15 protein-coding genes are annotated in these 11,103 nt (G+C 69.4%); 8 read left to right on the top strand and 7 right to left on the bottom strand.

The features are described 5' to 3' along the window. The first annotated feature begins 225 nt into the window (after positions 1-225). Complete coding sequence (locus ACZ303_RS27655) at positions 226-654, top strand: hypothetical protein (RefSeq protein WP_467343171.1); 429 nt, start codon at positions 226-228, stop codon at positions 652-654. Here ACZ303_RS27655 and ACZ303_RS27650 read toward each other — a convergent pair. The 3 genes from ACZ303_RS27650 to ACZ303_RS27640 form a co-directional block, all read right to left on the bottom strand. Next, entirely contained in the window at positions 651-1,079 is a 429-nt protein-coding gene (locus ACZ303_RS27650; protein WP_467343170.1) for an ATP-binding protein, read from the bottom strand. The two genes, ACZ303_RS27655 and ACZ303_RS27650, sit on opposite strands and share 4 nt — an antisense overlap. Continuing rightward, positions 1,076-1,249, bottom strand: a complete 174-nt coding sequence (locus tag ACZ303_RS27645; protein ID WP_467343169.1) for a hypothetical protein — start codon at positions 1,247-1,249, stop codon at positions 1,076-1,078. Before ACZ303_RS27645 ends, ACZ303_RS27650 begins: the two co-directional genes overlap by 4 nt. Before the next feature lie 245 nt (positions 1,250-1,494). Beyond that, a complete protein-coding gene (locus ACZ303_RS27640) occupies positions 1,495-2,706 on the bottom strand; it encodes an MFS transporter (RefSeq protein ID WP_467343168.1) in 1,212 nt (403 codons plus the stop codon). A gap of 122 nt (positions 2,707-2,828) precedes the next feature. Here ACZ303_RS27640 and ACZ303_RS27635 point away from each other — a divergent pair, with 122 nt between their 5' ends. Together ACZ303_RS27635 and ACZ303_RS27630 are read left to right on the top strand one after the other, a co-directional pair. Beyond that, complete coding sequence (locus ACZ303_RS27635) at positions 2,829-3,161, top strand: ArsR/SmtB family transcription factor (protein ID WP_356278916.1); 333 nt, start codon at positions 2,829-2,831, stop codon at positions 3,159-3,161. Positions 3,162-3,171: 10 nt separating this feature from the next. Further along, positions 3,172-4,230: an IS630 family transposase gene (locus tag ACZ303_RS27630; protein WP_467343199.1), complete on the top strand. Its 1,059-nt coding sequence runs from the start codon at positions 3,172-3,174 to the stop codon at positions 4,228-4,230. Between the two features lie 28 nt (positions 4,231-4,258). On the opposite strand, the gene ACZ303_RS27625 is transcribed toward ACZ303_RS27630, so the two are convergent. Continuing rightward, positions 4,259-5,515: a helix-turn-helix domain-containing protein gene (locus ACZ303_RS27625; protein WP_467343167.1), complete on the bottom strand. Its 1,257-nt coding sequence runs from the start codon at positions 5,513-5,515 to the stop codon at positions 4,259-4,261. Between the two features lie 284 nt (positions 5,516-5,799). Between ACZ303_RS27625 and ACZ303_RS27620 the strand changes: the two genes are divergently transcribed. The 5 genes from ACZ303_RS27620 (at position 5,800) to ACZ303_RS27600 (ending at position 8,178) form a co-directional block, all read left to right on the top strand. After that, complete coding sequence (locus ACZ303_RS27620) at positions 5,800-6,012, top strand: hypothetical protein (protein ID WP_467343166.1); 213 nt, start codon at positions 5,800-5,802, stop codon at positions 6,010-6,012. Beyond that, entirely contained in the window at positions 5,996-6,529 is a 534-nt protein-coding gene (locus ACZ303_RS27615) for a DUF6879 family protein (RefSeq protein WP_467343165.1), read from the top strand. The genes ACZ303_RS27620 and ACZ303_RS27615 overlap by 17 nt, the downstream gene beginning before the upstream one ends. Beyond that, positions 6,513-7,346, top strand: coding sequence for a helix-turn-helix domain-containing protein (locus ACZ303_RS27610; RefSeq protein WP_467343164.1), 834 nt, complete (start codon positions 6,513-6,515; stop codon positions 7,344-7,346). Before ACZ303_RS27615 ends, ACZ303_RS27610 begins: the two co-directional genes overlap by 17 nt. 107 nt (positions 7,347-7,453) lie before the next feature. Then, entirely contained in the window at positions 7,454-7,684 is a 231-nt protein-coding gene (locus tag ACZ303_RS27605; protein WP_467343163.1) for a DUF397 domain-containing protein, read from the top strand. A gap of 83 nt (positions 7,685-7,767) precedes the next feature. Further along, positions 7,768-8,178, top strand: coding sequence for a hypothetical protein (locus ACZ303_RS27600; RefSeq protein WP_467343162.1), 411 nt, complete (start codon positions 7,768-7,770; stop codon positions 8,176-8,178). Positions 8,179-8,222: 44 nt separating this feature from the next. Here the strand turns inward: ACZ303_RS27600 and ACZ303_RS27595 are convergent, their stop codons facing one another. The 3 genes from ACZ303_RS27595 to ACZ303_RS27585 all read right to left on the bottom strand — a co-directional run bounded on the left by ACZ303_RS27595 (position 8,223) and on the right by ACZ303_RS27585 (position 10,927). Continuing rightward, positions 8,223-8,591: a holo-ACP synthase gene (locus ACZ303_RS27595; RefSeq protein WP_467343161.1), complete on the bottom strand. Its 369-nt coding sequence runs from the start codon at positions 8,589-8,591 to the stop codon at positions 8,223-8,225. Then, on the bottom strand, positions 8,588-10,435 hold the full coding sequence (glmS, locus tag ACZ303_RS27590; protein WP_467343160.1) for a glutamine--fructose-6-phosphate transaminase (isomerizing): 1,848 nt from the start codon (positions 10,433-10,435) through the stop codon (positions 8,588-8,590). The genes ACZ303_RS27595 and glmS overlap by 4 nt, the downstream gene beginning before the upstream one ends. Before the next feature lie 198 nt (positions 10,436-10,633). Then, positions 10,634-10,927 carry a hypothetical protein gene (locus tag ACZ303_RS27585; RefSeq protein ID WP_467343159.1) on the bottom strand — a complete coding sequence of 98 codons (294 nt, stop codon included), beginning with the start codon at positions 10,925-10,927 and terminating at the stop codon, positions 10,634-10,636. Positions 10,928-11,103 lie beyond the last annotated feature (176 nt).

Here is an 11,103-nt window from a genome sequence, read left to right as displayed (position 1 = left end):
GGCAATGATCCCGCGTACGGCGTGGAACGGGGTGGGAAACCGTCAAGGTGGTCGCCGGTCGAACGCGGAGGTCCACCTGACGAATCGGCCGGAACGCACATCGACGCCCCCGGAGGCCCTCGTCATGCTCATACGGCCGGACCCGGCGTCTCTTACCGCCGGGTCCGCCGCACGTGTGGGACCCGTACTTCCGACCTGGAACGCGTCAACGAAGGGACCACCGCCATGCGCACGAAGCTCGCCACCGCCGCCCTCACTCTCGCTCTGACCGTCGGCGGCGCCGCCCTGACCGCCCCCGCCGCCGACGCCGCCACGTCCTCGACCGCACGGGCGACGACCGTCAAGGCGGCACCCCAGTTCTACGCCGGTGGCACGTGGCAGCTCTATCAGAGCAACGGGATCGCGGTGACGCTCAACGTGACCCAGGACGGCAACGGGAGACTCTACGGAACCGGCTGGTTCGGCGGCACCGTCGGGACGAGCGAGGCGGGCGCGGTCGACGGCACGGGCATCTACTTCACCATCGGCTGGTCCAACGGTTCCCGGGGACGGTACACCGGCTCCCTCGGCCCCGACCGGCGCCTCTCCGGCACCACGTTCAACCTGAACAACCCGACGCAACAGGCGACCTGGTCGACCAGCCGGACGTTCTAGCCCCGCAGCTCGAACCACACCCGCTTGCCGACCAGTTCCAGGCCGTCCCACACCCACGTCACACCCGACGCGTGCGCGATGCGGCGTACGAGCGTCAGGCCGCGGCCGTCCTCCTCTCCCCCGCCGGCCGGGCGGGGCCACGGCAGTCCGGCCGGGTCGTCGTCGCGCACGGCGACGGTCACGCTCCCCGGGAGAACGGTCATCTCCACGGCGAGCTCCGGCACGCGCGCGTGCCGGACGACGTTGGCCACGGCATCGGACACGCACGTCCTGGCGTCCTCGATCAGCAACCGGCGCTCCGCCGCGACCAGGGCGGCGGTGACGAAGTCCCGGGCGAGCCGGGCCGTGGTCGGTGCGGTCGGGGCGACCAGCCGGTACGTGTCGGGGCGGGTCGGCGCGGTGGTCGCACAGGTGATCGCGGTCATCGCCCCACCTCCGGCGTCCCGCAGCGGACCATGTTCATGCCGTGCGCGCTCATGACCAGGCGGTATGCGGGCGGGGCGGGCGGCGCGCCCGGCGGCCGGGGAGGCGCGGTCCGGGGCCCGGCGAAAAGGGCTCTCGCCCGGACGGCCAGGCGGCGGATAAGGTCTCGCATGTCGGCGCGCTCCTTGTGTGCGTTGGCCATGCCCCCGGGCCGCTCGCATCGGTCGCGGGGGTCTTCGCTGACCTTGCAAGCCTGCCGCCGTCGCGGGCCGCGAAGTTGCACCGAATGATGCAACTTCCGTCCGCTGCCGCCGTGTTACTGAGGTTGAACGTGTGGTGTCGTAGGGGCTGATGGCTGGTCGGCCGTTTGTGGCTGGGCATGCTGGTTGGCCAGCCTGAGCAGATGGGTCGGCCAACCTAATGCGCGGGTGGCGCCTTGGACTCTGTCTCGTTGGCCGAGGTCGGCTCCGGTGTCATGGGGGCGGCGGGCGCGGCGGGGTGACGCGTGGTTCCCAGGTGCCATAGGAGGGTCAGGGCGGTGACGGCGGCGGCCACCAGCCCGAGTTCGGCCGGGGCAAGCCCGAACCACTCCTGCGCCAGTCCGCCGAAACCGCCGCCGAGGGCGACCCCGATGTAGAGCGCGGAGGAGTTGAGACCGAGCAGGACCGGTGCGGCGGCGGGGCTGAGGGCGATGAGCCGGTGCTGCTGCGGAACGACGATGATGCCGACGGTCACGCCCCAGACCACCGCCCAGACCAGAGTGGACGCGAAGGCACGGGTCGCCAGTGGGGTCAGCGCCAGGGCGAGAGTGGCGAAAGCGAGAGTGCCGGTGAGGACGCGGGCGGAGTCGTGGCGGTCGACCAGGCGGCCGGCGGTGATGTTGCCGACCAGGGTGCCGACGCCCCAGGCCAGCAGGGTCAGGGTCAGCAGCGACTCGTTATCGCCGGTGGCGTCCCGCAGAGTCGGGCCGATGTAGGTGTAGAGGGTGTAGGTGCCGAGGAAGGCGAGTGAGGTGACTGTCAGCAGGGCCAGTACGCGGCCCTGCTTGAGCGGACGCATGCGGTCGGGCAGTGAGGCGGCAGGGAGCGTCACTCGGGGGAGGCCGACGACGATGCCGATGGCCGCCAGCAGGCCGATCCCGGCGACGGCCCACAGGGTGATGTGCCAGTCGGCGCGGCCGATCAACGTGCCGAGTGGCAGTCCCAGGGCGGTCGCCAACGTGAGGCCGCCCAGCACGAAGGCCAGCGCCCGGCCGCGGCGTTCCGGTGGTGCGATGGCCGCTGCGGTGCTGGAGGCGGCGGCGGTGATGATGCCCGCTCCCACGGCGGTAACGATGCGGGCGGCCATCACCACCCCATAACTGGTTCCCAACGCGGTGACGGCGTTTCCGATCACGAACACGGCCAGCGCGATCAGCAGCGCCGACCGCCGGTCCAGGCTGCTGGTGAGGGCGCCCATGACCGGTGCTGACAACGCCAGCGTCAGGGCGAAGACCGTCACCAACTGGCCTGCGGCCGGGGTGGATACTCCCAGGTCGGTGGCGATGGAGGGGAGCAGGCCCGCGATGACGTAGCCGTCGGTGCCGACGGCGAACGTCGCCAGGGCCAGGGGGAGGAGTCGTTTCAGCACGGATCGTGCCGCCTTTCCGGAGCAGTGCGGAGGTAGGTGATCGGCACTGTAAGCAATACATGGACGCTTGTCCATGTATCAATGAGTGGATAGGCTGGGGCCTCTCACGGACGGAGGAAGCGATGCGTGAGGTGTCCCAGCCGGCGACCGAGGCGATCCGGATGGTGGAGGTGCTGCGCGCGCTGGCCGATCCGGTGCGGCTGGAGATCGTCCAACGGCTCGCCGTGACCGGTGAGGAGAGCTGCAATGCCATCGGCGGTGACCTGGACGTCCACCAGACGACGCTGTCCCACCACTACCGGGTGCTGCGCGAGGCGGGCGTCACCTGGACCACCGTCAAAGGCCGGTCCCGGCTGGTGCGGCTGCGTCGCGACGACCTGGACGCGCTCTTCCCTGGCCTGCTCGACTCCGTACTGAACGGGGCCCGCCACACATACCCCGCCGCAGGAGGCTGACGCCCGCGGCATCCACCTCAGCCCGCCCCCGACGCGCCCACCCGCCGAATGCCAGGAGTTTCGGGAGCGGTTACGGCTCCAGGCCGCGGAGCGTTTCGCCCAGGGCGAGGCGAGTGCGGTGATCGCCAAGGACCTGCGGGTCAGCGTCCGGTCGGTGCAGCGATGGCGACAGAAGTGGAATGAGGGCGGTCCGCGGGCTCGGCGGTCGCAAGGGCCGGCGTCGCTGCCAAGACTGAGCCAGAAGCAGTTCGCGCAGTTGGAGGCGGAGCTGGCCAAGGGGCCGGCCTCGCGCGGCTGGGAGGACCAGCGGTGGACGCTGGCGCCGATCAAGACGGTGATCGGCCGACGTTTCCATCTGACCTACACGATCCAGGGCGCGCGGAAGCTGCTGGTGCATAACGGCTGGTCCTGCCAGGTGCCGGCCCGACGTGCCCTGGAGCGGGACGACGAAGCCGTCGCCGGGTGGGTCAAGGAGGTGCGGCCTTGCGCGGCGGCTCGTGGAGCCTGGCTCGTCTTCGAGGACGAAGCTGGATTCTCCATGACGCAGCCGCAGGCGAAGACCTGGTCGCAGCGCGGCCGGACCCCGGTGGTGCGGGTGCGTGGCCGTTCCCGCAGACGGATCTCCATTGCCGCGCTTACCTGCTACAAACCCGGCCACAGGTCCCGGCTGATCTACCGACCGCGCAGAGACGACGGCCGACGCGACGGATGCAAGAGCTTCTCCTGGCGCGACTACCGTGACCTGCTGATCGCAGCCCACCAGCAACTCGGCGGCCCGATCGTGCTCATCTGGGACAACCTCAACATCCACAAAGCCGCCGAGCTGAGGGAGTTCGCCGCAGCCCGGGACTGGCTGACCACCTACTATCTGCCGCCCTACGCACCCGACCTCAACCCCGTCGAGGGCATCTGGTCCCTCCTGCGGCGCGGCTGGCTATCCGACGTCGCTTTCACCACCCCTGAACACCTCATCCAGCGCATCCGACGCGGCTTACGGCACATCCAGTACCGCAGCCACCTCATGGACGGCTGCCTCGCCGAGACCGGCCTGACCATCCGACCCGCCTGAACAACGACACGACACCACGCGTTCAACCTCAGTAGACGCCCACCCACTCCGCGAAGTGCGCCAGAGTGCCCCTGCTGCGCCGCTCCCGCTTGTGAAGCTGCACGATCGTCTCCCGCACCTGCGGGTGGTACCGGGTCTGCTGAGGGGCGACGCGCTGGGCGTTCAGCAGGCTTTGAAGCGCCGCGTCGTCCTGGCCGGTCCACAGATGGGACCGGGCAAGGTCGATGTGCACCTGCCCCGCCCGCATCGGGGGCCACCCGGGCGGTATCCGCAAGGAGCGGCCGATCCGCACCGCCCGGGCGTGTTCGTTCTGGTCGGCCAGGGCGGCGATGCGATGAGCCACGACGTTGGTGGGCCCGAAGGCGTACCAGTGCACGCCTCGCTCCCTGGAGCCGATCCGGTCGCCCGGGCGAGACTCTGTGCGGCCCGCCTCCAGTCGGCGAACGGGCGTCACATCGCCTGTCCGCCGCGCGTACCGCTCGGCCTCCTCCAGATGGCCCTCAGCTCCGTCGCGGTTGCCGCGGCGCACTTCCAGTAGCGCTGCGGCCAGATGCATCTGACCCGTCGCGGCGTCCCGCTCCACTCCTTCGTCGGCGTCCTCCATGTGTCGCAGGCTGGCCGAACACCACCGCATCCCGGTGGCGAACTCGCCCGCGCGCAAACAGGCGATGGCGTGCCCCCACTTCGCCATCGCGGCTAGCAACGGATCCTGCGCCCGCTCGCACGCGTATTCCGCCCGGCTCGCGGCGACGAGCGCCAGATCGTGGAAGCCGAACTTCGCCGCCACATTGAACGCCACGCGGTCCAAGCCCGCCAAATGCGCCCATGCCCGCGGGTCGTCCGTCTCGTGCGCGACGGCAATGCTCTCCCGCATCAGAGCGGGAAGCTCGGCCGCAGCGCCCTTCAGGTCGGTCTCGTGCACGAGCAGGCAGATGCGGTCCCGGTCGTCCGCGAGCCGCTCGAACGGGCGAGGACGCACGCTCGGGTCGTGGCCCAGGTTGTGGAGGTTGAGGGCCTCGCGGATCGGCTGGATCAACAGGTCCAAGCGGTCGCGACGCAGCTCGTCCACGTACGGCTGCCCCAGAAGGTCGGCGGGCAACACCCCCAGGGCCCGGGCGCAGGCGGCGACGAACTCGGGAGAAGCGGGCCGCTGCCCGCACTCCACCTTCGACAGCAGCGACTTGGAGACATGGGCCCGCATGGCCAGCCCTTGCTGAGTGAGCCCCCGGCCCGCGCGCCGCTCCGCGATCCGTGCGCCGATGAACTTGTCAATCTCGTCAGGCATACTGTGCTCCGTTCTGACTCGACACCAGAACGGTACCCCTGCCCTATGACAGGGGAACGACGAACGGCCCCCACGGAGTTGGGGGCCGTTCCCGTATCAGCAGGGCCGGAACGGACTGCCCCGCCCGTCTGACCAACCCGTCCCGAACACCACCGTCGACGCCGCGCCCAGTGATCGTTTATGCCGGAACAGGAATAGTCCGCAGTTCGCGTGGACGGACGGCCCGGGCCTTCACTAGCGTCGGTCGGCGTCGGCTCATGCAGAGGCCACGACAAGGGGGCACCATGGAACGTCAGGAACTGACGCGGCTCACCGGCAGGCTCGACGGCCCCACATGCGATGACGACGACTGCGCGAACGTCTATCGGGACGAGAGCCGGAGAAGCATCGTCGTCCAAGGCGACCTCTACCGCGGTTTCACCGTCCCCGACGGGGAAGCGCTCGTCGAGATCCCGGAATCCGTACTGAGGGAGGCCGTCCGTGCACTTGGATGGTGAGGAGTGGCGGAAGGTCTTCGACGCCTATCAGCGGAGCGCATGGCGCTTCGAAGCGCAGCCGTCCTACGCCATGCCCCGAGAGGCGGAGAACGTCGCCCGTTTCCTCCGTGGCGACCCCATTCCGGCTGATCACAACGCGCGCTGGCATGAGCGCGTTTGTGGGTATGTGGCGTCCGGTCGTCGCATCGGCCGGGTACGGGTCGTTCGGCGGCCCCTCACCGAATACCAGCGGTACCAGTTCTCCTGGGGCATCCCCGGCAACATTCACGCCGGGGAGGACATCCGCGTCCTCGATGTCACCCATGACGACTACGGGCTCCCCCTGACCGGTACGGACTGGTGGATGTTCGACGAGTCACGGGTGGTCCACCTGAATTTTCGCCCTGATGGGACGCAGATCAATCGGGAACTCTTCACAGGGGATGTGGCGCCCTACCGGGAGTGGAAGCGCAAAGCGCTGGCCGAATCGGTGCCGTTCGAAGAGTACGTGAAGACGGCGGGTGACATTCGAGCCTGAGCAGCTGGGTCGGTCACAGACGGATCTGGCGGAGAAGCTCCGCGAGCTACGCAGACGAGCCGGTCTCACCGGGGACCGGCTCGCCAGGCGTTGCAACATGTCCCAGTCGCAGATCAGTAAGTTCGAGACGGGCAAGAAGACGCCGAAGCTGTTGGACGTGGAGCGCATCCTTCGAGCGCTGGACGCCCCTCCCGAGCTGACGGCCGAGATCACCGCTCTCGCCAGGATCGCCAACACGGAATGGCAGGACAAGCGCTCGTCCTGGCGTCGAGGACTGGAGAAGCGGCAAGCGGAACTGGTTACCCTGGAAGCCGAATCGAAGGCTCTCCGATATTTCCTTCCGGCTATGATCACAGGGCTTCTGGCAACACCGGAATACATCCGGGCCGGCTTGTCTCATTCCCCGGGTGACATCTCGAAAACGGTGGCCCGGAAGCTGGAGAGGCAGGCCGTTCTCTACGACGCCTCCAAGTCTTTTACTTTTCTGCTCACCGAACAAGCAGTGCGGTGGGCGATCGTTCCGCCTCCGGCCATGGCGGTCCAGATCGATCGCATCGTGTCGCTCTCGCATCTGCCGAACGTACGCATCGGTGTCATCCCGTGGGGCACCGTCATGGCGCGAGGCCCCCTGAACACGTTCACCATCTATGACGATCGGCTGGCGACCGTGGAGACCTTCACTGGGCGGATGGTCTTCCGTGACCCCAGAGACATCACCGAGCACCTCGATGTATTCGCCGAGTATGAACGTCGCGCCTTGTTCGATGAAACGGGCCGCCGACACCTTACCGAATGGTCCGAGAAATACCGGACTTGATCTTTATTTCACTAGGGGAATGCCACTGGAATCGCTCGGTTCTTACCGAGAACATGGCGTCAGGCCACCCAAGAGGGCAGCCGGAACCTCAACAGAAGAGGTACACCATGGCGCCGCGCGACTGCTACGACCTTCCCACCGAGGGAATCCCGTTCGCCAAGGCATGCGGAGGCAATACACACCCGGACGGCGAATCATGCGTAACCCTCGCCCGCATCGCCGACGACATCTGGGCGCTGGGTGACAGCAAGAGGCCCGAGGCCGAACCGCTGAGGTTCACCACCTCCGAGCTCCTCGCGGCGGGCATCGAGCCCAGCCGCTTCGGCCTCTCGGCCTAGCCCCGCCCCCTGCGGCCCCCGGCCCCTGATGTCGCCCCTCACGGCCGGGGGCCGCCACGCGGACACGCAGAACGGTGACGCTGTTGCACGTGCACGGATACACGTGGCTCGGAGAGAAATCCGCCTTCGACAAGGAAGGCGACCGGAGGCCCGAGAGCGCGGCGTTCGCACTGTCGGAGGCGCCGCCCATGCAGACGGCGCATTGGCTGCTGAAGCCACCCGGTCTGATCCGGGGCACTTGGGAGGAGCCGACAGCGGCAGCCCTTTGGCTCAGGGACCAACTGGCCGAGTACGCACCCCGCTTCCTCTCGCCGCAGGAGAGAAACGCCCGGCGACTCACAGCGCTCGGCCTCTCCGCCGCGGAAAGGCTGCGACGCGGCGGAGACGTATCGCTGGGGTACTACCTCGGCCGACCGCTCTTCCTGTCCCTGGCCCTGGTGGCCTGCTCCCCGAACCGCGCGTCCCCCCGCCTGCCCTGCCCCGCCGCCCCCTGACCCGTACGGCCCCGCCCGGCAGGGGCCGTACACCCCGCCCCCGCCTACTTCTCCGCGATCACCACCGCCGAAGCCACCCCCGCGTCATGGCTCAGCGACACGTGCCACGACGTCACCCCCAGCGCCTCCGCGCGAGCGGCCACCGTGCCGGTGACGAGCAGGCGTGGCTGGCCGCTGTCCTCCGTCGTGACCTCGGCGTCCGTCCACAACAGGCCCGCCGGTGCCCCCAGGGCCTTGGCGAGGGCCTCCTTCGCGGCGAAGCGGGCCGCCAAGGAGGCGATGCCGCGGCGTTCGCCGCTCGGGAGGTACAGCTCGCGCTCGACGAAGAGGCGGTCGGCCATGCCCGGCGTACGCCGAAGCGCGGCGTCGAAGCGGTCGATCTCCGCCACGTCGATACCGACTCCGACGATCATTCGACGGTCACCGACTTCGCCAGGTTGCGCGGCTGGTCGACCTCGTTGCCGCGGGCGGTCGCCAGTTCGCAGGCGAAGACCTGGAGCGGCACCGTGGCCACCAGCGGCTGGAGCAGGACCGGGGTCGCGGGGACCTCGATGAGGTGGTCGGCGTAGGGGCGTACCGCCTCGTCGCCGCGCTCGGCGATGACGATCGTGCGGGCGCCCCGGGCGCGGATCTCCTGGATGTTGGAGACGATCTTGTCGTGGAGTACGGACCGGCCGCGCGGCGACGGTACGACCACGACCACCGGCACGTCCTCCTCGATCAGCGCGATCGGGCCGTGCTTGAGCTCGCCGGCCGCGAAGCCCTCGGCGTGCATGTAGGCGAGTTCCTTGAGCTTGAGGGCGCCCTCAAGGGCGACCGGGTAACCGACGTGGCGGCCGAGGAAGAGGACCGTGTTCTTGTCGGCGAGGGACCGGGCCAGCTCGCGCACCGGCTCCATGGTCTCCAGCACCTCCTCCACCTGCGTGGCGATCTCCGACAGCTCGTGGATGACCGAGACGATCTCGTCGCCCCACTTGGTGCCACGCACCTGGCCCAGGTAGAGGGCGACCAGATAGCAGGCCACCAGCTGGGTCAGGAACGCCTTCGTGGAGGCGACGGCGACCTCGGGGCCCGCGTGCGTGTACAGCACCGCGTCGGACTCGCGGGGGATCGTCGAGCCGTTCGTATTGCAGATGGCCAGGACCTTCGCGCCCTGTTCGCGCGCGTGCCGCAGGGCCATCAGGGTGTCCATGGTCTCGCCGGACTGGCTGATGGCGATCACCAGCGTGCGCTGGTCGAGGATCGGGTCGCGGTAGCGGAACTCGCTGGCCAGCTCGGTCTCGCAGGGGATGCGTGTCCAGTGCTCGATGGCGTACTTGGCGATCATGCCGGCGTGGTACGCCGTGCCGCAGGCGACGATGACGACCTTGTCGACCTCGCGCAGCACGGAGGCGGGGATGCGCACCTCGTCGAGCGAGAGAGCGCCCGCCGCGTCGATCCGGCCCAGGAGCGTGTCCGCGACGGCCTTCGGCTGCTCGGCGATCTCCTTGAGCATGAAGTAGTCGTAGCCGCCCTTCTCGGCCGCCGACGCGTCCCAGTCGACGTGGTACGCCCGTACGTCCGCGGGCGCGCCGTCGAAGTCGGTGACGGTCACACCGTCGCGGCGCAGCTCGACGACCTGGTCCTGGCCGAGCTCGATGGCGTCGCGGGTGTGGGCGATGAACGCGGCGACGTCGGAGGCGAGGAAGGACTCGCCGTCCCCGACGCCGACGACGAGCGGGGAGTTGCGGCGGGCGCCGACGACCACGTCGGGCTCGTCGGCGTGCACGGCGACCAGCGTGAACGCGCCCTCCAGGCGGCGGCACACCTGCCGCATGGACTCGGCGAGGTCGCCGCAGGAGGAGAAGGACTCCGCCAGCAGGTGGGCGACGACCTCGGTGTCGGTCTCGGAGTCCAGGGCGTGGCCGCGCTCGGCGAGCTCGGCGCGCAGCGCGGCGAAGTTCTCGATGATGCCGTTGTGGACGACCGCGACCCGCCCGGCGTTGTCGAGGTGGGGGTGGGCGTTGGTGTCGGTGGGGCCGCCGTGGGTGGCCCAGCGGGTGTGGCCGATGCCGGTCGGGCCGGACGGCAGCGGGCGGTCGGAGAGCTCTTTCTCCAGGTTGGCGAGCTTGCCCGCCTTCTTCGCCGCGGCGAGCCCGCCGTCGGCGAGCACCGCGACCCCGGCCGAGTCATAGCCGCGGTACTCCAGGCGTCGCAGCCCGGCCAATACGACGTCGAGGGCGCACTGCCCTCCCACATAGCCAACGATTCCGCACATGCGCAGCAGCGTACGGCCCGGGCCCCGCCGGGTGTGCCACCAATGGCGCAACCGCCACCACCGGATTCACGGCGCTACGCCGTTCGGCGACCGCGCCCGATCCGGGTTCGGCGACCGCGCCCCGCAACCCGCGTTCGATCCGGGTTCGGCAACCGCGTCCGGTCATCCGGGGTTCGGCAACCGCGTCCCATCCGAGCTTCAGCGACCGCGTTCGATCCGGTCGATCGCCTCCTGGACCAGTTCGAGGTACTCGACCTCCTCGCAGCGCGGCTTGCTGCCGAGCTCGTACCGGTCCAGGCAGTCGCCGAGGTCCTGGCCCAGGTCCTCGTCGGGCAGCTCGGCGCTCAGCTCGCCGCACACCTGCGCGGCGAAGTCGTCCCGCGGCCCGGCGGCCCGGGCGCGGAGCCGGGCGGGGCGGTGCACGGAGGTCAGGAGGTGATCACGGCAGACGAGCCTGCGTACGGCGGCCCGTACGGAATGAATGACCAACACGGGCGTCCCTAGTGGTGCGGTGGCCTGGAGGCTGGGACGGTAGTACTGACCGGCCAGTAGGTACAGAGTCGCCGCCGAACTCCCCCGAACTTCACTATCTGAAACCGCACGAGCCACACAAACCCCACGAGAACACCCGCATCCGGCACCCGGAAGTGAGCCGCGCACGCCACCCG

It is taken from the genome of Streptomyces sp. NPDC023527, from assembly GCF_055560115.1.
Note: the sequence above shows the minus strand (reverse complement) of the source record. Positions and strands in the feature narration are given on the sequence as shown.